Consider the following 26822-nt stretch of genomic DNA (forward strand, 5'->3'; position numbering starts at 1 on the left):
CTAGTTGCCCCGGCGCGTCAGCCAGCGGCGACGCGCCTCCAGCTGTTCGGTGAGTTCGGCCTCGTGCCAATAGCCGATGAGCACGCCGGAGCCGATGATCGGGTCGAAATGGCCGACCTTGTCGTCCATCTCCGTCAGCCACTCGTCGGGGACGGTAATGCGATTGTTGGGCAGCGCCAGCCAGCGCATCAGCATTTTGCGCAGCCGCTCGATATCGCCGGCGGCCGACGGCTCGCGGCCGAGGTCGCGCAATTCGCCCGGGTCGTTGTGGAGATCGAAGAACATCGGCTCGACACCTTCGCCATGGACGAGTTTGAAGCGGCCGTCGGTGATCATGTAGAGCTTGCAGCCCGACACCGGCATGGCGAGCCTCAGCCGCGCCGCATCGCCGCTGTAGTCATATTCGCTGATGCCATAGTTGCGCAGGCTCTTCCGCTCACCCGAAGTCAGCGACAGCAGCGAGCGGCCTTCGAGGACATGCGGCTTGGGCCTGCCGCCGAAATAATCGAGAAAGGTGGGCGCGAGATCGATCATCTCGACCAGCGCGTCCGACGTGGTTCCTCTTGTGACGTCGGCTTCCGGACGAGGATCGTAGACGATCATCGGCACCTTCACCGCGACGTCGTGGAACAGGTATTTCTCGCCGAGCCAATGGTCGCCGAGATAGTCGCCGTGGTCAGAAGTGAAGACGACAAGCGTGTTCTTGAATAGGCCGCGCTTCTCCATGAAGTCGAACAAATGGCCGAGCTGATCGTCGATCTGCTTGATCAGGCCCATGTAGCAGGGAACGACCGTTTCGCGGACCTCATCGCGCGAGAAGTTCTTCGAGTACCGCTCCTGCTGGAAGGCCTCGAAGATCGGGTTTGGCGAGACGCGCTCGGCTTCGCTGCGAACGGGCGGCTGGATCTCCGCCTTGCCGTACATGGCGTGGTAGGGCGCGGGCACGATATAGGGCCAGTGCGGCTTGATGTAGGAAAGATGCGCGCACCAGACTTCGCCCTTGGCCTCGGCGTCCTCAATGAAGCGCATGGCGCGGCGCGTCATGTAAGGCGTCTCGGAATGCTCCTCCGGAATGCGCGCCGCCTTGTCGGCATGGACGAGCAGCCAGCCGTTGAAATTCTCGCCATTCTCGCCTTCGCCGGAATTCGCCCAATGCTCCCAAGGATTTTCGGCCTCGAAGCCGTGCTGGCGCAGATAGGAGTCGTAGGCCGGATCGGGGTCGTAGCTGGTCGAGGGGTGCAGGCCGTCATCGCGCTCGAACGGCTCGAAGCCGCATTCCGCGACACGCACGTCGATGACGGAATCCTTGGCGATGCCGAGGCGCTCCATCCCTTCCTCGTCGGCCTTCATATGTGTCTTGCCGATGAGCGCACAACGCACGCCGACCTCGCGCAGATGGTCGCCCAGCGTCGGCTCGCCGACTCTGAGCGGCACGCCATTATGCGTCGAGCCGTGCGAGCGGACGTAGCGGCCGGTATAAGCGCTCATGCGCGAGGGGCCGCAGACCGTCGATTGCACATAGGCATTGGTGAAACGCACGCCGCGGCTGGCGAGCCGGTCGATGTTCGGCGTCGTCAGACTCTTGTGCCCGGCGCAGCTCAGATAATCGAACCGCAGCTGGTCGCACATGATGAAAAGGACGTTGCGTTTCGAGGTCATTGCTGCCCGTCGGAATGGTTCTCGAACCCGGTAATGCCAGAACAATCAGCGCATGCCAGCCAGGGCAACCAGCCTGTACAGCTCACCAGAGAATTTTACAAAATCATTTTTTCATGTGAAGTCTCAGGCATCCCAAGGATCCCAAATGACATCCCACCGTTTTGCCACCCGTCTCAATTCCTTCGCCTCGCGGCCTGAGGCGGAGTGGGCCGGGCTTACCGGGAAGCCCTCGGTGCTGCAGATGGCGGCGCGGGCGGCTAAGGTCGAGGGGCTCACCGATCTCGACCTCAACTTTCCCGACCATATCGGTGAAAACCCCAGGGAAATCGCACGGAGGCTTGGTGATCTCGGGCTTTCCATCAATGGCTTCGCGATGCGCTACTATTCCAATCCCGCCTTCAAGCTCGGCGCGTTCACCAATCCCGATCCGGCAGTGCGGCGTGAAGCCATCGACCTCACCAAGGCTGGCATCAATGCGACGCGAGAGGCGGGCGCCGGTCTCATGACATTGTGGCTGGGGCAGGATGGTTTCGACTACGCTTTCCAGGCCGACTACGCGACACTTTGGCAACACGAAATCGACGGTATTCGTGAAGTTGCGGCGCATGACCCCGATTGCGCCATCAGTCTCGAATATAAGCCGAACGAGCCGCGCTCCTATTCGCTGATGCCGGATGCCGCGACCACGTTGCTGGCGATCCGCGAGGCCGGCCTGCCCAATCTGGGCGTCACCCTCGACTTAGCGCATGTTCTTTATGCCGACGAGCAACCGGCCTTTGCCGCCGCTCTTGTCGCCCGTCACAGCAGGTTGCTCGGCGTTCATCTCAACGATGGCTACGCGAAGCGCGACGACGGCCTGATGGTCGGCGCCGTGCACACGCTGCAGACCATCGAGCTGCTGCGCCAGATACGCAGGGACGGCTACGCCGGTGCCATCTATTTCGACACCTTTCCGGACATGACCGGTCTCGACCCGGTGCGCGAATGCGAGGTCAACATCGCCACCGTCAAGCGCATGTTGCGGGTCGTCGAGCGGCTGGAGCGGGACAATCGGTTGGCGGCTGCCCTCGACGGGCAGGACGCGGTTACCTCGCAGGCTATCGTCCAGGAAATCCTGCTCGGAGCTGCAGGATGACGTCCGCGGATCTCCGGGCCGTGGGGCCGCGCATCCGCATGATGATGCCGCATCTCACACCGCTGGAGGCAAAGGTGGTGGAAACCGTGTTCGGCCGCCGCGGATTCGACGAGACGATCCCTTTAAAGGAGATCGCTGACGAGGCCGGCGTCTCCGAGGCGATGGTGGTGAAGATTGCCAAGAAGCTGGGCTTCTCCGGCTATCGCGACTTCCGGACGGCCGTCTGCGAATACAGCCGCTCGCCGACCGCCGAGATGCACCGGGAACTCTCCGTCGACGACAGTTCGGCCGAGATCGTGCAAAAGGTCTTCCGCACTTCGATACAGGCGCTGGAGGAAACGCTGGCGATCCTTGACATCGGCGATTTCGACCGGGCCGCCGACCTCATCCATCGATCCAGAAATCGCGACTTCTATGGCGTCGGCGGTTCGGCTCAGATCGCCCGGGACGTCTCGCACAAGTTCCTGCGGATCGGCGTCCGCGCGGCGGTTTACGACGATTCCCACATGATGCTCATGTCGGCGTCGCTCCTCGGCGCCGAAGACATTGCCGTCGGCTTTTCCCATTCCGGCAACAGCAGCGCGGTGATTGATGCCGTTCAGCTCGCCAAGAAGAACGGCGCCCGCACGCTTGCCATAACCAACTACGCCAACTCGCCGCTGGCAGCCGAGGCGGATGTCGTGCTCTGCTCGACCGCGCGGGGGTCGCCGCTGATGGGCGAGAATGCGGCCGCCCGTATCGCCCAGCTCAACATCCTGGATGCGCTGTTCGTCGCGGTGGCGCAGCGCGACTACCAGGCGGCGGAGCACAATCTCGGCCGCACCATGTCGGCAGTGACCTCGAAACGGCGAGACAAGTACAGATGAAAGATCGTCGCGGATGAGTGTTGCTTCAGCGGGGCTGGTGGCCGTGTTCGGCGGCCTGCATTACGACATCCTGGTCGACGCACCGGATCGTCCGCGCAAGGGCGAGACGGTGACCGGTTTCGGATGGCAGCCGAAATGCGGCGGCAAGGGCGGCAATCAGGTCCTGTCGGCGGCGCGTGCGGGTGCGAGGTCGGCGATGATCGGCGCCGTCGGCGACGACGATTTTGGCTGCGCGCTCCTCGCCAATCTCAGCCGCAGCAATGTCGAGCACCGCTTCGTGCGAGTGGAACCGGGCATCCGATCAGGCATGAGCGTTGCCATTTTCGACGACGATGGCGACTACGGCGCGGTGATCGTTTCCGGCAGCAATCTGACACTCGGCGAAAAGGATGTCGCGGCGGCCGCCGGTCTGCTCGCGCAGGCTGAGGTGCTGTTGCTGCAGAACGAAGTGCCGGAAATCGCCAACATCGCTGCCGCGCGCGCGGCGAAGGCTCACGGCTGCTACGTCGTGCTCAACGCGGCGCCGGCCCGGCCGCTGCCCGCCGAACTCACCGGGCTCGTCGACATCGTGATCACCAACGCCATAGAGGCGGAGTTCCTGGCCGGCATTCCGGTCGTCGACACGCTTGAAGGCGCAGCTGAGGCAGCGCGGCAATTGGCAATCGTTTATCCGGCTGCAATCGTCACCGCCGGCGGCGATGGCGTCGCCTATCACGATCGCGATGGCCGCGCCTTTGCGCTCGCTGCCATTCCGGTGAAGGTGGTCAGCACCCATGGCGCAGGTGACGAATTCGTCGGTGCCTTTGCGGCTGCGCTTGCTCGCGGCGAGCCCACCGAGGCCGCCATCGCCGCCGCGAATGCCGCCGCCGCCCTGCTGGTCTCGACCCCAGAGGCGGATCGCCAGACGCCCCCTCAAAAGATCCAAGATGGCGTGCACCGTCCAGAGTAGCCTCGGTTTACCGATCTAGACAACTGGTGCAATGTTGGTTTGGAGGATCGAGATCGTGCCATTCGTCAGTATCGGCGGCATTACGTTGCACCATCGCCTTATCGCCGGGACGGCTGCTGCGCGCCCGATCATCTTCATCAATTCGCTCGGCACCGACTTCCGGATCTGGGACGATGTCGTCGCACGGCTTGCCGGTGAGATGCCGATGCTCGTCTATGACAAGCGCGGCCACGGGCTTTCCGACATCGGCAGCGGCGTGCGCTCGATCGACGACCATGTCGACGATCTGAGCGCGCTCATCGATTGCTTCGGCTTCCAGAAGGTCGTGCTTTTTGGCCTGTCGGTCGGCGGCATGGTCGCGCAGGGGTTCTATGCACGGCGGCCCGAACTCGTCGAAGCGCTGATCCTCAGCGACACCGCGCACAAAATAGGTACCGCCGAGAGCTGGAACAGCCGCATCGCGACGGTCGAGCGTGACGGCATCGAGGCGATTGCCGATGGCATCATCAAGGTGTGGTTCACGCCGGATTTTCATGCCAACCGCGCCGCCGAGCTTGCCGGTTGCCGCAACATGCTGACCAGGCAGGCGCTGCCGGGTTACATCGGCACGTGTATGGCGGTTCGCGATGCGGATTTCACCGACAGCGCGCGCCGCATCGCGGTGCCGACGCTCTGCATCGTCGGCGACCAGGACGGCTCGACGCCGCCCGATCTCGTGCGCTCGCTTGCCGACCTGATCCCCGGCGCGCGCTTCGAGGTGATCCGCGGCGCCGGGCACATTCCCTGCATCGAGCAGCCCGACGCGCTCGTCGCCCTGATCCGCGCCTTCGTCGCGTCGTTGCCTGAGGGAAAGCATCTCCATGGGCGATGACGCAAACAATACCAACCGATCCCGGACCGGGCTCGAGGGCGACGCATCGCATCGATTGCGAGGCGGTGCGCTTCTCCTGGTGGATGACGACGATCCTTCACCGCTTCCCCGAGGCGGGTGAGTTCGGTCAGCGCATCCAGGAAGCCGAGCTCAATTATCTCGTACACTCCAACGCCGCCTCGACCGCGCTGGCGGAGAACTATGTCGGCCTGCCTTACTGAGCGGGCCGAGCCGTCAGACCCGTTCCAGTGCAATCGCAATGCCCTGGCCAACGCCGATGCACATGGTGGCCAAAGCGCAGCGTCCGCCGCGCTCGCGCAGCTCCAGCGCCGCCGTGCCGGTGATGCGCGCGCCCGACATGCCGAGCGGATGACCGAGCGCGATCGCGCCGCCGTTGGGGTTCACATGCTCCGCCTGCTCGGAAATTCCGAGTTCGCGCAGCACGGCAACGCCTTGCGAGGCGAAGGCTTCGTTCAACTCGACGACGTCGAATTGGTCAGGCCTCAAGCCGAGACGGGCGCAGAGCTTTTTGGTTGCCGGCGCGGGACCGATACCCATGATGCGCGGCGCGACACCGGCAACAGCACCGCCGAGAATGCGGGCGATCGGCGTCAGGCCATGTTTCCTGGCCGCCGCTTCGGAGGCCATGATCAGCGCAGCAGCACCATCATTGACGCCGGAGGCATTGCCGGCGGTCACCGTGCCGCCCTCGCGGAACGGCGTCGGCAGCTTGGCCAGCGCCTCGATGGTCGTGCCGGCGCGGGGATGCTCGTCCTTCGAGACGACGATTGGCTCGCCCTTTTTCTGCGGGATCGCCACCGGCGTGATCTCCTTCGCCAGCCGGCCATTGGCCTGCGCCGCAACAGCCTTGTCCTGGCTGCGCACGGCAAAGGCGTCCTGGTCGGCTCTGCTGACCGAAAACTCCTCGGCGACGTTCTCGCCGGTCTCCGGCATGGAATCGACGCCGTACTGCTTCTTCATCAGCGGGTTGACGAAGCGCCAGCCGATGGTGGTGTCGTAGATCTCGGCATTGCGCGAGAAGGCGGTGTCGGCCTTCGGCATGACGAAGGGCGCGCGGCTCATCGATTCCACCCCGCCGGCAATCATCAGCTCGGCCTCGCCGGCCCTGATGGCCCGGGCGGCGATGGTGACGGCATCCATGCCCGAGCCACAGAGCCGATTGATCGTGGAGCCCGGAATGTCCTGGGGAAGGCCGGCCAGCAGCAACGCCATCCGCGCCACGTTGCGGTTGTCCTCGCCGGCCTGGTTGGCGCAGCCAAAGACGACGTCGTCGACCGCGGCCCAGTCGACGCCCAGGTTGCGCTCGACCAACGCCTTCAGCGGAATGGCGGCGAGATCGTCGGCTCGCACCGAGGATAGCGCGCCGCCAAAACGGCCGATCGGCGTGCGGATGTAGTCGCAGATGAAGGCATCAGTCATTATGCAGCTTTCCCTTTGGCGGTACCCGCATGCGCGGCCTTGCTGCGCGCCTGCAAATTGCGCAATGTCTTCAGCTCGAGTTCCGTCGGCGCCGGCGTCTCGTCAAGCGCCTCGGCAAACTTTGCTTCCCAGCCACAGGTCGCCTGCACCTCTTCGCGGGTGACGCCGGGATGCAGCGACACAACGGTGAATTCCTTGGTGACACGGTCCGGCTTCCAGACGGCGAGGTCGGTGATCAGCAAGGTCGGACCGGCGGTGTCGATGCCGAGCCGCTTGCGGTGGTCACCGCCTTCGCCATGGCCGAAGGAGGTGAAGAAGTCGATCTTTTCGACCATGCCGCGCTTCGACTGCGCCATGGTGATGTAGACCTCTCGCGAGGAGGTGGCGATTTCCGGCGCGCCGCCGCCGCCGGGCAGCCGCGTCTTGGGATGCGCATAGTCGCCGATGACCGTAGTGTTGATGTTGCCGAATTTGTCGAGCTGGGCGGCGCCAAGGAAGCCTATCGAGATGCGGCCGCCTTGCAGCCAATAGCGGAACATCTCCGGCACCGCGACGGTGGTGACCGCCGTCTCGCACAATTCGCCGTCGCCGATCGACAGCGGCAAAATGTGGGGCGCGGTGCCGATGGTGCCGCTCTCGTAAATCAGCGTGATGTCCGGCGCATGGGTCAGCCGCGCGACATTGCAGGCGGCCGACGGCGCCCCGATGCCGACAAAGCAGACATCGTCGTTCTTCAGCGCACGGCTGGCGGCGATCGTCATCATCTCGTTGGGGGTGAAGCCCAGATCATTCTCGCTCATGCGGCTTTCCTCAGATGCTCGACGCGAGCCGCGAAGTCGTCTGCGCTGCTCTCGATGACGTTCTTCTGCATCCATGCCTGGAAGCGGTCGCGGTCGGCGGCGATCTCGTCCCATTCGAGATAGGCGGAGTTGTCGCGCTCGTAATAGCCATGCGTGTAGGACGGATGGGAGCCGCCCGGGACGATCGAGATTGCCGCGATCGTCCAATTCGGCAGCACGGTGAGATTGGGGTGGAGATCGTCGAAACTGTCGACCACTTCCTCGACCGTCACTACGGCGCGTTTGGCGGCGAGCACGGCCTCCTTCTGGATGCCGATGATGCCCTCGACCAGCACATTGCCTTTGCGGTCGGCCTTCTGCGCGTGGATGAAGGTGACGTCGGGCCGGATCGCCGGAACGGCGGCCAGCACCTCGCCGGTAAACGGGCAGGTTATGGACTTGATGTTTGCATTGACGGCGGCAAGGCCTGCGCCGCGATAGCCGCGGAACACCGCGCAGGGCAGGCCGGCGGCCCCCGCCTCATAGGCGTTGGCCATGCCGGCGTGGCTGTGCTCCTCGACCTCGATCGGCCGCGGAGAGCCGTTCTCGATGGCGTCGCGAACGCGCCTGAGCAGGCCGACGCCGGGATTGCCGAGATAGGAGAAGACGATCTTCTTGGCCATGCCCATGCCGATCATCTGATCGTAGATCAGGTCGGGCGTCATGCGGATCAGCGTCAGGTCGCGAAAGCCCTGGCGGATTGCCTCATGGGCCGCGGCGGTCGGGATCAAATGGGTGAAGCCCTCGAAGGCGACCGTATCGCCATCGTGCAGAGTCTCCGCAACGGCCTTTTTCAGCGGCAGAAAGTTGACCATCGTCCATTGCTCCGGAGATCAAGGTTCATATCGGAGCATATGAGAGCGCCCCTCTCGCGTCACTATGAGGATGCCTGCAGTCAGATGAGGTGCAGCGCAAAACATCCGGACATGGCCGTTGACGCTTCGTCTCAGATACGCTAATGAACAGGATTATACAGGTTCATTGAACAGGTATCTATATGGCCCGTCGCGCGACGCAACTCACTCCCGGCACGGGCAAGCCCGAGCAGATCGCGACGGTTCTGGAGCACGAGATCCGCTCAGGCGTGCTCGGCTTCGGCGATCGCCTGCAGAGCGAGAACGAGCTCGTCCAGCGCTTCTCGGTCAGCCGCAACACGGTTCGCAAAGGGCTGGAAGAGCTTTCAAGCCGCGGCCTCATCACCACCAAGGTCGGCATCGGGTCCTTCGTCACTTTCGACGGCATGCCGGTCGATGACGCGATCGGCTGGTCGCGCGCGCTCGCCAATGCGGGCGCCAATGCCGAAACCCGGACGCTTAGGCTCGAGATCATCGAGGATGCCGAGCTCGCGGCAAAGCTCGGTGTCGAGAGCTCGTCTTTCATCGCCGTCGATCGCGTCCGTACCAGTGCCGATGACGGCCATGCGATCTCGATCGAACGCAGCCGCCTGCCACTGTCGCCCGAGCTGGAAGACGTGCCGCTGCGCGGGCTTCGCGAAGGCTCGCTGCACCAGACGCTGCGCGGGGCAGGGCTGGTGTCCGACCATGGCGAGGAGTGGGTCGACATCGAGATGCTCAGCGCTGCTGATGCCGCCATCCTCGATTGCGCGCCGGGCACGCCGTTCCTCAGGACGCGGCGGCTGACGCGCGCCGCCGACGGCCGCGCCATCGAATTCGTCACCAGCCTGCTCAACCCGGCGCATTTCGCGCTGCATCTGGAGTTCTGAGCATGGCGGCCGACGCGATCGACCGGGCGATGGGCGCGCTGATCGGCGGCGCGCTTGGCGATGCGCTGGGCATGCCGACACAGCTTCTGTCGCCCGCCCGCATCGCCGAGCTCTATGGCCATGTCGAGGGTTTCGTTGCGCCCGCCGTCGACCATCCGGTGTCGAAGGGGCTGCCGGCAGGTGCCATCACCGACGACACCGAGCAGGCCCTGCTGCTCGGCCGCATTCTGGTCAGCTCCGGGAATCGCTTCGACCATGCGCGATGGGTCAACGCGCTGCTCGACTGGGAGCGCGACGTCAAGGCGCGTGGCAGTTACGACCTGCTTGGACCGTCGACCAAGCGGGCCATCGACGCCATCAATAACGGCGTGCCGGCGGAAGAAGCGGGGCGAACTGGCGACACCAACGGCGCCGCGATGCGGATTGCGCCGGTCGGCATTATGATCCGCCCGGAGCCGCTCGATGCCCTGGTTCTCAAAGTCGCGGAAACCTGCCGGGCTACGCACAATACGTCGATTGCGATTGCCTCCGCAGCCGCAGTTGCTGCCGCGGTCAGTCTCGGTGTTTCGGGCGCCGACTGGCGCGCTGCTTCCGGCCATGCCGTCGCGGCGGCAAAGCTTGGTGCCGCGCTCGGTCACTGGGTCACCGGCGGCGACATCGCCGAACGCATCCTCTGGGCGCAGGAACTTGTGCGCGGGAAGCGCGACAAAGAGGCGATCCGGTTGATCGTTGACCTGATCGGCACGGGGGTCGCCAGCCAGGAGTCGATTCCTGCAGCATTCGCCGTGCTGGAGGTTGCCAACGGGGATGCGTGGCGAGCGGCAGTGATCAGCGCCAATCTCGGCGGCGACACCGACACCATAGGCGCCATCGCCGCGGGCATGGCGGGCGCCTGTTCGGGCCTGTCGGGCCTGCCGCAAGATCAAATCCCGGGACTGAAGGGCATCGATCTCGCGGAGGTCGAGCCGTTGGCCAATGATCTTGTCGCGGCGCGCATGGCGAAGGCCCGTGGCGGCAAGGAGGACGCCGCATGAGCGGGCGCCTCGTTCATGTCGGCAGCGCGGTGGTCGACTATGTATATCGCATCGACGCTCTCCCGGCGGCGGGCAGCGAAAAGACCGCGACGAGCTATTCGCGCGTCGCCGGCGGCGGCTTCAACATGATGGTCGCGGCGAGCCGCACCGGCATGAAGGTGGTGTTCGGCGGACAGCTTGGCATCGGGGCAGACGGCGACTTCCTGCGCGCGGCTTTCGCCGCTGAAGGCATCGAGACCCTGACGCCGCCGTCACCCTTGATGGACAGCGGCAATTGCGTCGCCATGATCAGCAGCGATGCGGAACGCACCTTCGTCTCATGGCCGGGCGCGGAGAGCGTGCTGACACCGGACATGATGGTGCCCGTCCAAGTCATTCCGGGCGATTGGGTTTTCACCTCCGGCTATACGTTGAGCTACCCTGGCAGCCGCGAAGCGCTCGCCGACTGGATCGAGGCGCTGCCGGAGGAAGTTCCCGTAGTCTTCGATCCGACGCCTGTGATCGGGGAGATTCCGCGCCCGATCCTGGAAAGGGTGCTTGCCCGCACCGACTGGCTGAGCTGCAACGCCGACGAGGCCGCCGCAATAGCCGGCCGTGGCGACGCGCAGACCGTCGCGATCCGGCTTCTGGCCGAACACTGCCCGAAAGCCGCGGGCGTCGTGATCCGCGCCGGCGCGCACGGCTGCCTTGTGCGGCTGGCAGAAGGCGGCACGCGCGCGATCCCCGGTTTCGCGGTCAGCGCCGTCGACACCAATGGTGCCGGCGATACGCATATCGGCGCCTTCGTCAGCGCATTGTCGCGAGGGCTGTCGCCCTGCGAAGCGGCGCGCTATGCGAACGCCGCGGCGGCCCTTTCCGTCACCCGTCATGGCGGCTCGTCCGCGCCGACCGACAGTGAGATCCAGGAATTCCTAAGCCATCGCGATCAAGGAACGATAGCGCATGGCCGGGAGGACGCGACTGCAACTTAACAAGCCCATCAACCGGGCCAACAATGAGAGGAAAAGACATGCGCATGCCCAGACTGACCGCTTTTCTGACGGCGACCGCCGTCTTCGTCTCAGCATTCACGTTTGCCGCCCAGGCCGCCCAGGAAGTGCATGTGCTCAACTGGAAGGGCTACGGCGCCGACGAGCCATGGGCGGTCGCCAACTTCGAGAAGGCGACCGGCTACAAGGTCGTCAATGACTTCTTCAACTCCGAACAGGAGATGCTGACCAAGCTGAGGACCAATCCCGGCCTCTACGACGTCGTCATGATCAACGCCGCCTTCAACGACCAGGCGATGGCCGGCAAGCTGATCCAGCCGATCGATACGTCGAAGCTCTCCAACTATGCCGATATTGCCAAGGACAAGGCCGGCTCGCCGATGCTGAACCATGACGGCAAGGTCTATGGCGTGCCGTGGGTATGGGGCCTGACCGCTCTAGCCATCAACGAGAAGTCGTTCGACAAGCCGCCGACGAGCATCGCCGAGATGTGGGATCCAGCACATAAGGGGCGCGTCATCATCCGCGACGACGCCGTCGAGGCGGTGCAGTTCGGCGCCATCGCATCGGGGCAGAACATCAACGACATCAAGGATATGGGCGCGGTCAAGGCGAAGCTCACCTCGCTGATGCCGCAGATCAAGACCTTCTGGAGTTCGGAGAACGACTGGAACCAGATGGTTGCCTCCAACCAGATCGATATCGGCACCTATTGGAGCGGCTCCGCCGACCGCGCCAAGACGCATTTCAAGCTGCCGGTCTCGCTGGTCATCCCGCAGGAAGGCGCCGTCGCCTGGCTGGACGCCTTCTCCATCCCGGCCGGTTCCAAGAACGTCGCGGGCGCCGAGGCCTTCATCAACTACATGATCGACCCGAAATTCTATGTCGAATGGGTCACCAAGGTCGGCGCGCCGGTTTCGGCCAACACCAAGGCGGTCGAGGCACTGCCCGAGGACGCCTTCAACCGAAAGGTCATGGGCAGCCCAGAGGTCGCCAAACGTATCCAGTTCCAGGCGCCGGTCACGGATGAGCAGCGCGAGAAATACCTGGCACTTTGGCAGGAGCTGAAGGTCAACGTGAAATAGCTGGCGTCTTACGGGGAGGAGAGAAATCATGGCTGAGCAGCTCGCGACCGGTCCACGCCGCGGACTGCGGCCAGCCCTGCCGCTTCTGCTTCCCGCTTATCTGTGGCTGACGGTGGCGATCTTTCTGCCGCTGTCGGCCATGGTGTTCTTCTCCTTCATGACCGATCTGCCGCTGGCCGGGAAAGAGTGGTGGTTCACGCTTGGCAACTACGCCGCCTTCTTCTCGCAAAGCCTTTATCTGACGCTTCTTCTGGCCTCGCTGCGGCTCGGGCTCGAGGTCACGCTTTGGTGCGTCGTTATCGGCTATCCGGCGGCTTACGTGCTGGCGAAGGTTCTTAAAGGCCGCAGCCGCGAGGCGATCTTTCTGCTGGTCATCCTGCCTTTCTGGTCGAACGGGCTGGTGCGCATCTTCTCCTGGGCCATGGTGCTGCGTGAGGGCGGCATTCTCGACACCACGCTCAATGCCGTCTTGCCGTTCAAGATCAATATCGATCTCATGTATTCCTACCCGGCGGTCATCATCGGCCTGGTGCACTCCTACGTGCCCTATATGGTGCTCACCTGTTACCTCACGCTGCAGGCGATCGACGACTCGCTGATCGAGGCGGGCCGCTCGCTCGGGGCTTCGCGGCTGCAGGTGCTCAAGCGGGTGATCATCCCGCTGTCGATGCCCGGCCTGATCGCGGGTGCGGCGCTGATCTTCGTGCCGGTCGTGGGTTCTTTCATGGAGCCGCGCATCCTCGGCGGCCGCACCAGCACTTTCTACGGCACCGTCATAGAGGACCAGTTTGTTGCCGTCTTCAACTGGCCGCTGGGCGCGGCGCTCTCCTTCATCCTGCTTGCCGTAGTGCTGGTCATCCTGGCGCTCGCGGCACCGGTCTTGCGGAGGGCCGGCTGATGGCGACGACGCGCATTCTGGAGTGGGTCGGGCGCTTTTACATCTTCCTGTTGCTCGGCTTCCTTTATGTGCCGATCATCATCATGGCGCTGATGTCGTTCAACGCCTCGCCTTTTTACCAGCTGCCGTTCGAGTGGACGACGGACTGGTATGCTTCGCTCTGGCAAAACGACCAGCTGATCGCGGCGACCTGGAACAGCATCGAGATCGCGATCATCACCACCGTCATCTCGACGGTGCTCGGGTCAGCCGCCTCGCTAGCGCTCTATCGCTACGTATTCCGCGGCAAGAAATTCCTGCAGGCGCTGCTGTTTCCGCCGATCGCCATTCCGTGGCTGATCACCGGCACCGCGATGCTGATCTTCTTCTTCGGCATCGGCATCGGTCGCGGGCTCATCGCCATCCTGCTCGGCCATGTCGCGCTGGCGCTGCCCTACGTCATCGTCGTCGTGTCCGCCCGCCTGCAGACCTTCGCGCCGGAGCTGGAAGAAGCGGCGCGTTCGCTCGGCGCCAATCAGTGGCAAGTTACCGTGCGCGTAACTTTGCCCTGGATCATGCCTGGCGTGATCGCCGGCGGACTGTTCGCATTCGCTGTCTCCTTCGACCAGTTCGTGGTCTCGTACTTCCTGTCGACGCCAGGCCAGACAACGCTGCCGGTCGAAATCTACGCCGCGATCCGCAAGGGATTCACGCCCGAGATCAACGCGGTGTCGACCATCATCATCGTGGTGTCGATGGCGCTCATGCTGCTGACGGCGCGCTTCTTCAAATTCGGTGGAGAGAAATAATGGCCGGCGTCCAGGTATCGAACGTCTCCCGCAGTTTCGGCGCGCACAAGGCGCTGGACCATGTCTCGATCGACTTTCCGGACGGTGGCTTCTATGCGCTGCTCGGGCCTTCGGGCAGCGGCAAGACCACGCTGCTCAGGCAGATCGCCGGCTTCGACTTTCCGGATACCGGCCGCATCGCCATCGGCGGCGAAAGCGTCGAGCGCGTGCCGGTGGAGAAGCGGCGCATCGGCATGGTGTTCCAGAACTACGCGCTCTTTCCCAATATGAGCGTCGCCGACAATGTCGCTTTCGGCCTTTCGGTGCGCGGCGAGCCGAAGGCGACGGTCGCTACGGAAGTGCAGCGGGCGCTGGATCTCGTGCAACTCGGCAAGCTCGGCGGCCGGCGGCCGCACCAGCTCTCGGGCGGCCAGCGGCAGCGTGTGGCGCTGGCGCGCGCCATCGTCACCAAGCCGCGCGTGCTTTTGCTCGACGAGCCGCTCGGCGCGCTCGACAAGGCGCTGCGCGTTGACATGCAGATCGAGCTGAAGCGCATCCAGCGCGAGGTCGGCATCACCACCATCTTCGTCACCCACGACCAGGAAGAGGCGCTGACGATGAGCGACCGCATCGGCATATTGCGCGACGGCCGACTGGTGCAGGAGGGGCCGCCCGAGGAGATCTACGACAGGCCGCAAAGCGAGTTCGCCGCGACCTTCCTCGGCGACGCCAACATCTTTCGCGGCGATGCGACCGGCAACGGCATCAGGCTGCCCGACGGTACAGCAATCGCCGCTGCGTCGGGTGCGTCTCTCTCGGCCGGCGCCAAGGCGAGCTGCGCCGTGCGGCCCGAGCGCATCCAGATTTCAACCGGCTCTGCAACGTCCGAGGCGGGATATGCCAACACGGTCAGGGGCCAGGTTTCAAAACGCATCTTCGCCGGCAACAACAGCACCTATTTCGTCGACCGCGATGGACAGACGGTGAAGGTCATTGTCCAGAACACCGGCGCCGAGCGGCTGGCCGAAGGCCAAGAAGTGATGCTCAGCTGGTCGCCGGAGAGCACGGTGCTGATCGCCGCGTAAGCCGGATCCCCGGTCCCTGATGGGAAATGATGGCGCGGCCCTTGGCTGACCGCCTGATCCTGGCGTTAAATCCAGTCCTCGACGGGAGGAATGGATGGCGAGCATGGATTTCGAGCCGGACGTGAAAGTCCGGGTCAAGGAGTACCGGATCGGCTGCATCGGCGCCGGCATGATCATGGCCGAGTGCCATCTCGCCGCCTACGCGCAAGCCGGCTTTCCGGTGGTGGCGATCGCCTCACGAACCAGGACGAATGCCGAAAAGGTCGCCGGCCGCTGGGGCATTCCGACCGTCTGCGATACGCCGGAGCGGCTGATCGAAGACAGCCGCGTCGAGATCGTCGACCTTGCCTTCCCGCCGGACCAGCAGCCCGCGCTGATGCGCCATGCACTGAACCAGCCGCACATCAAGGCGATTCTGGCGCAGAAGCCGCTGGCGCTCTCGGTCGAGGAAGCGGTGAAGCTGCGCGACGAGGCGGCGGCCTCCGGCAAGATCCTCTCGGTCAACCAGAACATGCGCTACGACCAGTCGATGCGCGTCTTGAAGCAGATCATCGATAGCGGCGCGCTGGGCGAGATCGTCTTCGCCGAGATCGACATGCATGCCATCCCGCACTGGCAAACCTTCCTCGCCGGATATGACCGGCTGACGCTCGCCAATATGAGTGTGCACCACCTCGACGTGCTGCGCTTCCTGTTCGGCGACCCTGACGAAATCACGACGCTGACGCGCAGGGATCCGCGCACCAAGTTCGAACATTCCGACGGCATCACCGTTTCGACGCTGCGCTTTCCCTCCGGCGTGCTCGCGGTGTCGCTGGAGGACGTCTGGTCCGGCCCGCGTCAGGAAGGCTATTCCGACGACCAGCACATCGACTGGCGCGTCGATGGCACCAAGGGTGTCGCCAAGGGCACGATCGGTTGGCCGAAGGGCGTCGCCTCGACGCTGACCTACGCCTCGACAGAGACGACCGGCGGCAAATGGGTCAGCCCGAGCTGGGAGACGATGTGGTTTCCGCATGCCTTCATCGGCGTCATGGAGCAACTGCAATATGCGCTCAAGACCGGCACGCCGCCGGCGCTTTCCGTTGCCGACAACGTCAACACCATGGCGCTGGTGGAGGCCGGTTACCGGTCGATGGCGGAGGGCCGCACCATCAGGCTGTCCGAAATCTCTGTCGACCAGGCGACTAAGAAATAGGGCAATTGAATCGCTTATCGGGAGGACTTCACCTCATGATGCAGGCAGGTATCTTCACAGGCTATTTTCCGTATGAGCTCGAGGAGGTCGCCAGGCGCATCCGAGCGCTCGATTTCAACACCGTGCAGCTCGACCTGCATTTCAAGGATATCGACCTGTCGGCCGGACAGATCACCAGGGACAAAGCGAGGCGGGTGCGCGATACGTTCCGCGACCACAACCTGCCGGTTTGCTGCGTGTCCGGCTACACGAACATCATCCACCCGGACAGGGCCGAGCGCGAGCTGCGGCTTGCCTATCTGAAGGAGATCATCCGGAACGCACGCGATTTCGGCTCGCCTTACGTGATCTCGGAAACCGGCACCTACAACACCGAATCCGACTGGGTGCATCATCCGAAGAACAAGACCGAGGAGGGTTTTGAGGAGTGCCGCGAGGTGATCTCGGATCTTGCCCAGACCGCCTACGACCACGGCGCGGTGTTCCTGCTCGAAACCTACGTCAACAACGTTGTCGGCTCGGTCGAGGAGACGGTCAGGATGTTCGCTCAGGTCGATCATCCCGGCCTCGGCCTGTTGATGGACCCGACGAACTATTTCGAGGCGCACAACATCGACCGCATGGATCAAGTGCTGAACCAGGTGTTCGACACGCTGACGGACAAGATCAAAATCGCGCATGCCAAGGACGTGAAGCGTTCGGGCGGCGACAAGACGGAGAAGCATGCCGATATCGGCGACGCGGAGGCGCATGAGGGGCTGACCTTCCGCGGCGTCGGCGAGATCGAACTGCCGGCGCCGGGGCTCGGCGTGCTGAATTACGATCTCTATCTCAAGCGTCTCAGCGAAAAGCACCCGAACATCCCGGTAATCATCGAGCATCTCGACGAGGAGGACGTGCCGCGCGCCAAGAAATTCCTCGACGGGAAATTCCGCGCCAACGGGCTTTAATGACGATGACGACCACCGGTACGAAGCGCGACTACAGCCTTGTCGGAGAGAGCACGCGGCTTGCGATAGAGACCGGACTTGCATCGGCCGAGTGGTACCACACCGACGTGCCGCGCAAGGTGATGAAGGAGCTGATGCAGCGTTGCGACGGGCCGGCGATCCGCGATAGCGTCATCTGGATCTCGGCGATCCTGGGCTCAGCCGCCGGCATTATCTGGTTCTGGGGCACGTGGTGGGTCGTGCCATTCATGTTCGTCTATGGCGTGCTCTATGGCTCGTCGAGCGACTCGCGCTGGCACGAATGCGGGCACGGCACCGCGTTTCGCACGCGCTGGATGAACGATGTCGTTTATCACATCGCCTCGTTCATGCTGATGCGCAACCCGGTGCAGTGGCGCTGGAGCCATGCCCGTCACCACACCGACACGATCATTGTCGGCCGCGATGCCGAGATCGCCGTTATGCGGCCCCCGGACCTCATCAAAGCTGCGCTCGCCTTCACGGGCATTCTCGACTTCCGCTATTCGCTGCCCACGCTGGTGCGCCAGGCCTTCGGCAAGCTGTCGGACGACAAAAAGAGCTACATTCCGGAGATGGAGCAGCACAAGGCGGTGATCGCGGCGCGCTGGCACATCGCGGTATACGTCGCGACGATCGCTGTCGCGATCGCGCTTAGGTCATGGATACCGCTGGTGCTGATCGGCTTGCCGCGGCTCTACGGCACCTGGCACATGGTGACGACCGGCCTGCTGCAGCATATCGGGCTGGCCGACAACGTCACCGACCATCGGCTCAACACGCGCACGGTTTATATGAACCCGATCAGCCGGTTCATCTACTGGAACATGAACTACCATGTGGAGCATCACATGTTCCCGATGGTGCCCTACCACGCGCTGCCCAGGCTGCATGAGCTGGTCAAGCACGATTTGCCGGAGCCGAACCCGTCGATGTGGCATGCCTATCGCGAGGTCTGGCCGGTGCTGCTCAGGCAGCTGAAATACGAGGATTATTACCTCAAGCGCGAATTGCCGCCGACGGCCAAGCCTTACCGCGGCGAATTCCACGATCTCGATATAATTGCAGCGGCTGCCGAATAAGGTCGGTGCGCGCGGCAGTTGCGCGAACCCACAGGAGAAGAGAAGATGCCGGAGTGGGTCGAAGCGTGCGCGGTGGGCGACGTGGACGAGGAGGACGTGATCCGCTTCGACCATGGCGGCCGCACCTTCGCGATCTACCGCTCGCCTGACGGCGAGTTCTTCGCCACCGACGGTTTCTGCACGCATGAAAAGGCGCATTTGGCCGACGGGCTGGTGATGGACGACATCATCGAATGCCCGAAGCATAATGGCCGCTTCAACTATAAGACCGGCCAGGCCAAGGGCGCGCCGGTCTGCGTCAACCTCAAAACCTATCCAGTCAAGATCGAGGCCGGCAAGGTGATGATCGATATCGGTTGAAGGCAAGCGGCGCATCGCGGCATTCTCGGAATATGTCGGCGACGTCAACAGCGGTGCCTATCCGGAAGACCGGCACATCGTGCATATGGATCCGACGAGCTCACGCTTTTCATGAAGAAAGTGGACGCAAGAGCCTGAACGGGCACTGCGATGGGTCTGCCTGGTTCGCCGCCAAGTGCGACAGGTATAGGGCCGGCCTCGCGGCCCGAGCCGGCAAGCTTTCGTCGAGAGATCGGCGCCTATTTCCGTAGCTTGACCACGCCCATCAGGACCTCCGGATAGGTTGCGGCCATCATCCCCTGATCGGCCTGCGCGGCAAAAATGGCGGTGCACCGTTCGGCGCTGAATCGGAAACGGCGTCTGTATTTTTCCTTGTTGAGAATGATCCCGGAGAGGCCGTCGAATTTGCGGAGCAATCGCTTGCGCAGACCTCTCGTCCAGAGCGGACGCTTGAACCGATCGAGCCAGGGCGTATCTTTCGCCAGGTTGCGATAGATCGCCATCGCGGCGAGTTCCACTCCTTCAGGGCTTGGCCACCACGGCTTTCCGAAGGTGAAATGACGCGCGAAGGCTCTACTGAAGGGTATCTGGCTGGAATAGTTGGTCTGCAGATTCCAGAGCGGATGCATCGTTTGCCAGCGTCCGGCAAACGCTATGTTGAGCGCTCCCTGATCGAGCTTCGGTACCCGCCGCAGCGCCAGTTCGCGCGCCCGCTCCAAGAGCCCCTCGGCGCGGATCATTGGCATGTTCAGCACCAGTATGCCGGCGTTGAAATGCGATGAGCCGGGCTCCATCTCAAGAGACTCACGGCAGCTCGGATCGAAATAGGTCTGTTCGTCATGGGCCGCCAAGAGTGGGGCATTCAGTTCAACATCGGCCAAGTCGGTGATCGATCGGTTGAAGATAACATCGGTGTCCACATAGACGAGCCTGTCGTAGGGCTCGAATACCGCCAGCTTGTCGGCAAGCAGGCGAATGTAGGTTGCTACGCTGAGGTGACCGGGATCGAAATCGAATTCCTTCATGAGATCGGACACGTCGACGATCTTGACGGCAGCCCCGAGCAATCGGTCCGCGACCGGCAAATCCTCAGTTCCGGCGCCGATATGAAGGATGAAACCGTCGATAGGCGCAGATACGTCCAGTATGCGCCGCGCGCCCAGAACAGCGTATGGGAAATTTTTTGCGTCTGCCGCCAAGACGAAGCAGGAACGATGCAATTGAGCCACCCCTTATATGCCCTTGGCTCTTCATATCCGAACTCATCGTGCAACCCAAGAGGGTGCCGAGGGCGCCGTCCGGCGGGCCCATAAGCGGCGGAGCCCGGCCATCCGATTCGGGGCGAGCGGCCAGTTGGCCTGAGGGTTGGCTTGGGCGGGTGGTGATCTCGATCGTCCGCAACGATGCGGTGCCCTGATCTCGTTTAGTCGAGCAGTATTTGGTGCACCGCAGGGAGCCAATACCCGTCGGCGAGCACCGCATGGAGCGCATCGGCATGGGATCCGAGCGGCCGGTCTTCCTTAAGCGTCGGCACATGGGCGCGGACGGCCGCGTGGATCGCGCTGGTGGCCGGCGCAAGTGTCAGACCTTCGCGAAGATCGACGGCCTGTGCGGCGGCCATAAGCTCCAGGGCGATCAGCCGCCGCCACAGTACGATCATCTCGACGCATTTGGCGACGGCGAGGGGAGTCTGCGTCGCATGATCCTCAACACCTTCGGACACGGGCAGGAAGTCGAGCATCACCGGATTGGCCTTGTGGCGGATGGCGGCCAGGATCGCCGTCACCGTCTTCTGCAGCGGCACGAAGCCGGCGGACGCGCCGCCGATTGGCGACAGATATTTCGGCAAGCCGTGGCGGGTTGAGCCGGTGAGCTGGATGAAGCGCGCGGCCGACGCCGCCGCGCATTGCGCAATCGCCAGACCTAGCGTCTCGAAGGCGAGCGACAGCGAGGCGGTGTGGAAATTGCCGGTCGACAGCACGAGTGAGTCGTTGGCGAGCACCAGCGGGTTGTCGGCGGACGCGTTGAGCTCGATCTCGACCGTGAGCCGGGCATGGTCGATCGCCTGGATGAGCGCGCCGTGGATCGAGGGCATGCAGCGGATCGACAGCGGATCCTGAAGGGTGGTCGGCGCGGGCGTCCCGTCGCGGGTGAGCAGGTCGCGCAACGCCTTTGCCGCTACCTGCTGGCAGGCGGCCGGCCGCGCCAGATGCAGGCGCGGGTCAAGGATGGTGCGGTTGGCCCCGAACGCTTCCATGGTGAGCGCGCCGGCCTGCTCCTGCTGTTCGAGTGCCGACAGCGCGTCGACGAGCGCCAGCGCGCCGGCGCCGGTAGAAACCGCGGAAGCGTTGATCAGCGACAGACCATCCTTCGGTGCCAGGCTGACTGGCGCAAGCCGCGCCATCATCAGCGCCTTTGCCGAAGGCATGCGCCTGCCCTGATAGTCGGCATCGCCTTCGCCGATCAGCGTGTGGGCTATCGCGGTCATCAGCACCAGGTCGCCGGCGCCGATCGAGCCCAGCGACGGCATCACCGGATGGATGCCGGCGTTGAGCAGATCGACAAGCGCGGTGAGGACATGCGGCGACAGGCCGGAGCCGCCGGCGGAAAGCATGGCGATGCGGGCAAACATTGCGGCGCGCACGAGCTGGGCGGGCAATGGGTTTCCCACCGCAGCTCCGCGTCCGTCGAGAAGCTGGCGCTGGAAGGCACCGGCATCGCCTTCGACAGCCGTGCCGAGATTGGCGCCCAGCCCGGTGTTCAGCCCATAGATCTGCTGGCCGCCGGCAGCGGCGTCATCGAGGACCTGGCGGGCCTTGCCGAGTTTCTCGATGACCGCCGGCGTGATCTCGACCTTGCCTGCACTGCGCGCTACGGCGGCCACGTCCTCGATGCTGACGCCGGCGCCGGTGAGAACGAGCGGGGTCATGCGAAACGCAGCCTCTGGCCGATGCCTTGTTCCGCGGCTTTGGCCAGCATCGCCTTGCCGAGCGCGATGTCGGAGAGCGACAGACCCCGATGCCAGAACAGGATCGTCTCGCCGTCGCTTTGCCGGCCCGCTTTGTGCCCGGCAGCGATCTGGCCGAGCTCGGCATGCAGCGTCGCCTCGCTCAGCCGTCCCGTCTCGACATGGGCGCGCAGCGAGCCGAACTTGCCGCCCTTGCACTGAGCCCAGTCGTCGACGACGATCTTTTGCATGATGTCGGTAAGCGAAAGCTCCACCGCGCTCATCGTGCCATAGGGCACGACCAGCGCGCCGCGCTTGATCCAGGCGGTCTTGAGCAGGGGTTGCGGTTCCGGTAGCCGCGAGGCTTCGACAACGATGTCGGCGCCTTCCACGCAGCTCTTCCAGTCGGCAACGGCGACAACCGGCTTGCCGAGGTCGGCGGCAAGCTTCGCGGCGAAAGCGTCGCGGCTTTCGGGGCGGCGCGAATGGACGCGGATCTCGTCGAAGTCGAACAGGTGATCGAGCAGTCGCACGTTCCAGTAGGCGGTGCCGCGCGCGCCGATGTGACCGAGCACCCTGGATGATTTCTTCGCCAGATGCTTGGCGCCGATGGCGGTGACCGCGCCGGTGCGCATATCGGTGATGACGGTGGCGTCGAGGATGGCGCGTGGCGCGCCGGTGCGCGGGTCGAACAGGTTGAGTATGCCGAATTCGGACGGCAGGGCGTGCAGGTAGTTGTCGACATAATCGCCGACGATCTTGACGCCGGCCGCATCGAGCGGCGCCACATAGCCGCGCAGCACGTTGAAATGACCGCGGAAGGACGGATCCGGCTCAAGATGGACGCGCGGCTCGATCACCGTCTGGCCCTTGCCCTGGGCGACGAGCCCGGCCTCGACGGCGCCGATGATCTCGGCATCGCTCAGGCCAAGGGCTTCAATGTCGAGAGCATTGAGGTAGTCGATATAGATCGGCTTCATGCATTTCCCTCGTCCGGCCCGCGCTCATCCATAACAGGCGGCGGGGCGACACGAAAGTTTGTTGGATAAGCTCTGGACTGGTTCAGCCTTATGCTGTTCAACCGGCGCGTCATGACCAGCATCCCCGACAATGAGGCCGTATCCCAGCTCGTGCCGACGGCGGCGCGCCAGGCGCGGCGCGTCGCGCTGATCGTTGCCGTCGCCTTTTTCATGCAGTTGCTGGATTCGACGATCATCTCGACGTCGCTGCCGCAGATGGGGCAGTCTTTCGGCGTGCCGGCAGTGGCGATGAGCATCGGGATCACCGCTTACATGTTGACCATGGCGGTGTTCGTGCCGTTGTCGGCCTGGCTTGCCGACCGGTTTGGCGCGCGCAACATTTTCCTCGTCGCGATCGGGCTGTTCACGCTGGCGTCGATCGCCTGCGGCTACTCACAGAGCCTGACGCAATTCGTTGCCGCCCGCATCGTTCAGGGCCTCGGCAGCGCCTTGATGACGCCGGTCGGCCGCATCCTGGTGCTGCGCAACGCCGCCAAGTCCGAATTGCTTGCCGCCACGGCGCTGATCACCTGGCCGGCCTTGTTCGCGCCGGTGATCGGGCCGATGCTCGGCGGCTTCATCACCACCTATCTGTCCTGGCACTGGAACTTCTTCATCAACGTTCCGCTCGGCCTCGCCGGGCTGCTGCTTGTCGCGCGCTTCGTTCCGGGCGATCGCGAATCCGAGACCAGGCCGCTCGACTGGCCGGGATTCTTCCTCACCGCGCTCGGCCTCGCCGCGATGCTCTATGGGCTGGAACGGCTTGCGCATCCCGAGGATGGCATGCTGCCGACAGTGGGCCTGGTTGCCGCCGGCGTCGCCGTCGGCTGGTTCGCCGTGCGGCACTTGCGGCGGGTGACGCATCCGCTGCTCGACCTGTCCCCCTTCAAAGTGCCGACCTTCGCCATCTCGACGCTCTCGGCGGGCACGATCTTCCGCGTCGCCATCAACGCCACGCCGTTCCTGCTGCCGCTGCTCTTCCAGGTGGGCTTCGGCATGCGGCCGGTGGACGCCGGCCTGCTGATCCTGGCCTACTTCCTCGGCAACCTCGGGATGAAAGCGGTGACCACGCCGACGCTCAGACTCTTTGGCTTCCGCCGGGTGCTGGTGGTCAACGGGGTGATTGCCTCGCTTGCAATCGCGGCGTGCGGCGTGATTTCGCCGCAGACACCGCTGGCACTTGTCGTGGCGTTGATGCTGGTCGCCGGTCTGACGCGCTCGATGCAGTTCACGGCGCTCAACACGCTTGCCTTCTCGGATATCGGCGCGCCGCAGCGCAGCTCGGCCGCGACTTTGTCCAGCATGCTGCAGCAGGTGGCGATGCTGTTTGGCGTGGCCGTGGCCGCGGCGATCCTCAACCTGTCGCAGATCGTGCGCAGCGGCGCGGCGCCCAACCTAATAGACTTCAGGATCGCCTTTTTCGCGATCGGCCTGATCGGGCTGGTGGCAGCGCTGCGTTTCCTGACCCTGCCGGCCAGTGCGGGTGCAGAGGTCTCAGGCCATACCGGGCGGGACTGAAATGGGCTTGGAAGGCCGGCCTGCGCACGCCCGCGGCGGCACCGAACTTCTACGGCAAACTGTCGGGGCTCGGCACTTTTGTGCATCGCAATGACCCGGAGCTCATCGCCTCTGGCCCCGTCAAGGCGTGGAGGAATGACGGCCGCTCCGCACCGACCAGCTGGGCGGATTTTCAGACTGAGCAGGGGTCTCCCCTTCTCCACAAGAAGGGAGAAGGGAAGGTTTGCTCTCTAATCGCTGCGCCTAAAATTACGGATGCGGTCGAACAGCACCGCCAGGATGATCGCGCCCCCGATGAAAGTGCCTTGCCAAAAGGCGTTGATACCGAGCAGGCCGAGGCTGTTGCGGATGACCTCGATCAGGGCGGCGCCGACGATGGCGCCGAACGCGGTGCCGACGCCGCCGGCGAGGTCGGCGCCGCCGATGACGGTCGCGGCAATCACCTGTAGTTCCATACCGTTGCCGAGATTAGTGGTGACAGCGCCTAGCCAGCCGGTCTGGATGATGCCGGCCAGACCCGCCGAGAGCGCTGAGATCATATAGACCGCGACCTTGATCTGGCGCACCGGAACACCGGTCAGCGTGGCCGCATGCTCATTGCCGCCGATGGCGAAGATATGCCGGCCGAACTTGGTCCAGCGCAGGATGAAGCCGGTGATCAACGCCAAAAGGATCATGTAAAGCACCGGATTGGCGATGCCGAACACCCAGGCGCCGCCGCCCAGCGCCAGAAGCTTGTCGTGGTCCGGCCCGAACTGGAAGACGACGGTGTTGTTGGAGGCGACCATGGCGAGGCTGCGCGCCACCGACAGCATGCCGAGCGTCACCACGAAGGGTGGGAAACCGAGATAGGCGATGAGCACCCCGTTGAAGGCGCCGATGGCTAAAGCGGTGACGATCGAGGCCAGGATGCCGATTTCGATCGAATAGCCGGCATGCATGGTGACGGCCAGCACCATCGAGCACAGGCACAGCACCGAGCCGACCGACAGGTCGATGCCGCCGGTGATGATGACGAAAGTCATGCCGAGCGCCACGATGGCGACGAAGGTGATGTTGCGGGTGATGTTGAAGAGGTTCTTCTGCGTGGCGAAAGCGTCGGTCGCGAAGGACAGGAACAGGCAGGCGAGGATAACCGCGATCACCACCCAGAAGGTCTGGTTGGCAAAGAGCCGTGAGAAGAATGTGTGCTGCTTCTGCGCGATCGTCTGGTCAAGGGTGACTGCCATTATCGACCTTTCCTGAGGCGTTGGACGCCTGATCCACGCGATTACGCAACCTGTTCGATGGCGCCGGTGATCAGCCCGGTGACTTCCTCGGGCGAGCTCGAGGCGATCTTCTTGTCGGCGACTTTCCTGCCGCGCCGCATGACGATGACGCGGTCGGCGACATCGAAGACGTCGGGCATGCGGTGGCTGATCAGCACCACGGCGATGCCCTGGTCACGCAGATGGCGGATCAGGTTCAGCACCTCCGCGACCTGTCTCACCGAGATCGCCGCCGTCGGCTCGTCCATCAGCACGATCTTGGCTTGCGACAGCATGGTGCGGGCGATCGCCACCGCCTGGCGCTGGCCGCCAGACATCTGCTTGACGAGGTCGCGCGGCCGCGTCTCGGATTTCAGTTCGGCAAAGAGCTGGCCGGCGCGCTTGTACATCGCGGCATAATCGAGAATGCGGAAGGGGCCGATGCCGCGGCGCAGTTCCCGGCCGAGATAGACATTGGCGGCGGCCGTCAGATTGTTGCAAAGCGCCAGGTCCTGATGGACGATCTCGATGCCGTGCTGGCGGGCCTCGGCCGGCTTGTGCAGGATCAACTCCTTGCCGTCCATATGCATCGTGCCGTGGCTGGGGCGGAAATTGCCGGCGATCATCTTGACCAGCGTCGACTTGCCGGCGCCGTTGTCGCCCATCAGGCCGACGACCTCGCCGGCCTCGAGCTTGAACGAGACGTCGTTCACCGCCTGGATGGCGCCGAAATGCTTCGAGATGTTGGCGAGTTCGAGAACCGACACCAGCCTTAAGCCTCCCCGTTTTCGTCCCTCGACTGCCTTGCCATAATTGCCGGCGCCGCAGGGGCCTCGCGCCTCCAACTCCTCCCGAGCAGGTGCGATAGACTCATTTAGGCAAATGCGGCCATGGGCGTCAATCAATTGTCGGGCGATTAATTTCGAGTCCCGTCGAAAAATCGGTTTTGTAGGACAAATTGGAATTGACGTTGGCAGCGAGCCGTTATTAGCTAGCATTGGAGGAAGAGTTTTTCCGTCGCGAAATCGCTGCTCGGCGTGACGCGATGGGCAAGATTCAGGATCCGGCCGGCGCCCATTCGAGCTGGAACGGATCGGCAAATGCTTGTCGGCCCGGCTTGAGACACGAACTTTCGAGCCTATT

At 63.8% G+C, this 26822-nt stretch carries 25 protein-coding genes and 2 pseudogenes; 18 read left to right on the top strand and 9 right to left on the bottom strand.

The window, feature by feature from the left end:
* Positions 1-1659, bottom strand: a complete 1659-nt coding sequence (locus tag CK222_RS25315) for a sulfatase-like hydrolase/transferase (RefSeq protein WP_095802305.1) — start codon at positions 1657-1659, stop codon at positions 1-3.
* A gap of 145 nt (positions 1660-1804) precedes the next feature.
* Between CK222_RS25315 and CK222_RS25320 the strand changes: the two genes are divergently transcribed.
* The 5 genes and pseudogenes from CK222_RS25320 to CK222_RS25340 form a co-directional block, all read left to right on the top strand.
* The gene (locus CK222_RS25320; RefSeq protein WP_095802306.1) at positions 1805-2794 is read left to right on the top strand and encodes a TIM barrel protein; all 990 of its coding nucleotides are present in this window, start codon (positions 1805-1807) and stop codon (positions 2792-2794) included.
* Positions 2791-3660 carry a MurR/RpiR family transcriptional regulator gene (locus tag CK222_RS25325; protein ID WP_095802307.1) on the top strand — a complete coding sequence of 290 codons (870 nt, stop codon included), beginning with the start codon at positions 2791-2793 and terminating at the stop codon, positions 3658-3660. The genes CK222_RS25320 and CK222_RS25325 overlap by 4 nt, the downstream gene beginning before the upstream one ends.
* 13 nt (positions 3661-3673) lie before the next feature.
* Positions 3674-4609 (top strand): PfkB family carbohydrate kinase, encoded by a 936-nt coding sequence (locus CK222_RS25330; RefSeq protein WP_095802308.1) that lies wholly within the window; start codon positions 3674-3676, stop codon positions 4607-4609.
* 55 nt (positions 4610-4664) lie between these two features.
* Positions 4665-5480 (top strand): 3-oxoadipate enol-lactonase, encoded by an 816-nt coding sequence (gene pcaD, locus CK222_RS25335; protein WP_095802342.1) that lies wholly within the window; start codon positions 4665-4667, stop codon positions 5478-5480.
* A gap of 59 nt (positions 5481-5539) precedes the next feature.
* Positions 5540-5701: pseudogene (locus tag CK222_RS25340) on the top strand (4-hydroxybenzoate 3-monooxygenase); the annotation flags it as partial.
* A 13-nt stretch (positions 5702-5714) separates the two neighbouring features.
* Here the strand turns inward: CK222_RS25340 and pcaF are convergent.
* From pcaF to CK222_RS25355, 3 genes are read right to left on the bottom strand one after another with little or no spacing between them, the layout of a single operon-like run.
* Positions 5715-6920, bottom strand: coding sequence for a 3-oxoadipyl-CoA thiolase (gene pcaF, locus CK222_RS25345; protein WP_095802309.1), 1206 nt, complete (start codon positions 6918-6920; stop codon positions 5715-5717).
* Positions 6920-7720: a CoA-transferase subunit beta gene (locus tag CK222_RS25350; RefSeq protein WP_095802310.1), complete on the bottom strand. Its 801-nt coding sequence runs from the start codon at positions 7718-7720 to the stop codon at positions 6920-6922. Before CK222_RS25350 ends, pcaF begins: the two co-directional genes overlap by 1 nt.
* Entirely contained in the window at positions 7717-8574 is an 858-nt protein-coding gene (locus CK222_RS25355) for a CoA transferase subunit A (protein WP_095802311.1), read from the bottom strand. The genes CK222_RS25350 and CK222_RS25355 overlap by 4 nt, the downstream gene beginning before the upstream one ends.
* A gap of 182 nt (positions 8575-8756) precedes the next feature.
* Here CK222_RS25355 and CK222_RS25360 point away from each other — a divergent pair, with 182 nt between their 5' ends.
* From CK222_RS25360 to CK222_RS25410, 11 genes are all read left to right on the top strand, one after another.
* Complete coding sequence (locus tag CK222_RS25360; protein WP_095802312.1) at positions 8757-9482, top strand: GntR family transcriptional regulator; 726 nt, start codon at positions 8757-8759, stop codon at positions 9480-9482.
* Between the two features lie 2 nt (positions 9483-9484).
* The gene (locus CK222_RS25365) at positions 9485-10516 is read left to right on the top strand and encodes an ADP-ribosylglycohydrolase family protein (RefSeq protein ID WP_095802313.1); all 1032 of its coding nucleotides are present in this window, start codon (positions 9485-9487) and stop codon (positions 10514-10516) included.
* Complete coding sequence (locus CK222_RS25370; RefSeq protein WP_095802314.1) at positions 10513-11487, top strand: PfkB family carbohydrate kinase; 975 nt, start codon at positions 10513-10515, stop codon at positions 11485-11487. Before CK222_RS25365 ends, CK222_RS25370 begins: the two co-directional genes overlap by 4 nt.
* Before the next feature lie 38 nt (positions 11488-11525).
* On the top strand, positions 11526-12590 hold the full coding sequence (locus tag CK222_RS25375; protein ID WP_095802315.1) for an ABC transporter substrate-binding protein: 1065 nt from the start codon (positions 11526-11528) through the stop codon (positions 12588-12590).
* 28 nt (positions 12591-12618) lie between these two features.
* Complete coding sequence (locus CK222_RS25380) at positions 12619-13488, top strand: ABC transporter permease (protein WP_095802316.1); 870 nt, start codon at positions 12619-12621, stop codon at positions 13486-13488.
* Positions 13488-14276 (top strand): ABC transporter permease, encoded by a 789-nt coding sequence (locus CK222_RS25385; RefSeq protein WP_095802317.1) that lies wholly within the window; start codon positions 13488-13490, stop codon positions 14274-14276. The genes CK222_RS25380 and CK222_RS25385 overlap by 1 nt, the downstream gene beginning before the upstream one ends.
* Entirely contained in the window at positions 14276-15340 is a 1065-nt protein-coding gene (locus CK222_RS25390) for an ABC transporter ATP-binding protein (RefSeq protein ID WP_095802318.1), read from the top strand. Before CK222_RS25385 ends, CK222_RS25390 begins: the two co-directional genes overlap by 1 nt.
* Before the next feature lie 94 nt (positions 15341-15434).
* Positions 15435-16538 (top strand): Gfo/Idh/MocA family oxidoreductase, encoded by a 1104-nt coding sequence (locus CK222_RS25395; RefSeq protein WP_095802319.1) that lies wholly within the window; start codon positions 15435-15437, stop codon positions 16536-16538.
* 35 nt (positions 16539-16573) lie between these two features.
* Entirely contained in the window at positions 16574-17488 is a 915-nt protein-coding gene (locus CK222_RS25400; protein WP_095802320.1) for a sugar phosphate isomerase/epimerase, read from the top strand.
* A gap of 5 nt (positions 17489-17493) precedes the next feature.
* Positions 17494-18588, top strand: a complete 1095-nt coding sequence (locus CK222_RS25405; RefSeq protein ID WP_176477739.1) for a fatty acid desaturase family protein — start codon at positions 17494-17496, stop codon at positions 18586-18588.
* A gap of 45 nt (positions 18589-18633) precedes the next feature.
* Complete coding sequence (locus CK222_RS25410) at positions 18634-18948, top strand: MocE family 2Fe-2S type ferredoxin (RefSeq protein WP_095802343.1); 315 nt, start codon at positions 18634-18636, stop codon at positions 18946-18948.
* Between the two features lie 239 nt (positions 18949-19187).
* Here CK222_RS25410 and CK222_RS25420 read toward each other — a convergent pair whose 3' ends face one another.
* From CK222_RS25420 to CK222_RS25430, 3 genes are all read right to left on the bottom strand, one after another.
* Positions 19188-20177, bottom strand: coding sequence for a glycosyltransferase (locus CK222_RS25420; protein ID WP_127334914.1), 990 nt, complete (start codon positions 20175-20177; stop codon positions 19188-19190).
* A gap of 194 nt (positions 20178-20371) precedes the next feature.
* The gene (hutH, locus tag CK222_RS25425) at positions 20372-21877 is read right to left on the bottom strand and encodes a histidine ammonia-lyase (protein ID WP_095802323.1); all 1506 of its coding nucleotides are present in this window, start codon (positions 21875-21877) and stop codon (positions 20372-20374) included.
* The gene (locus CK222_RS25430) at positions 21874-22875 is read right to left on the bottom strand and encodes an ornithine cyclodeaminase family protein (protein WP_095802324.1); all 1002 of its coding nucleotides are present in this window, start codon (positions 22873-22875) and stop codon (positions 21874-21876) included. The genes hutH and CK222_RS25430 overlap by 4 nt, the downstream gene beginning before the upstream one ends.
* Positions 22876-22986: 111 nt before the next feature.
* On the opposite strand from CK222_RS25430, the gene CK222_RS25435 reads away from it, so the two are divergent.
* Together CK222_RS25435 and CK222_RS33045 are read left to right on the top strand one after the other, a co-directional pair.
* Complete coding sequence (locus CK222_RS25435) at positions 22987-24432, top strand: DHA2 family efflux MFS transporter permease subunit (RefSeq protein ID WP_095802344.1); 1446 nt, start codon at positions 22987-22989, stop codon at positions 24430-24432.
* Positions 24433-24437: 5 nt separating this feature from the next.
* Positions 24438-24536 (top strand): annotated as a pseudogene (locus CK222_RS33045) (amidohydrolase); the annotation flags it as partial.
* 126 nt (positions 24537-24662) lie between these two features.
* Here CK222_RS33045 and CK222_RS25445 read toward each other — a convergent pair.
* Positions 24663-25661, bottom strand: a complete 999-nt coding sequence (locus tag CK222_RS25445) for an ABC transporter permease (RefSeq protein WP_066992267.1) — start codon at positions 25659-25661, stop codon at positions 24663-24665.
* A gap of 41 nt (positions 25662-25702) precedes the next feature.
* Positions 25703-26446: an ATP-binding cassette domain-containing protein gene (locus tag CK222_RS25450; protein WP_095802345.1), complete on the bottom strand. Its 744-nt coding sequence runs from the start codon at positions 26444-26446 to the stop codon at positions 25703-25705.
* Positions 26447-26822 lie beyond the last annotated feature (376 nt).

It is taken from the genome of Mesorhizobium sp. WSM3866 (assembly GCF_002294795.1).
Classification (GTDB): Bacteria; Pseudomonadota; Alphaproteobacteria; order Rhizobiales; family Rhizobiaceae; genus Mesorhizobium.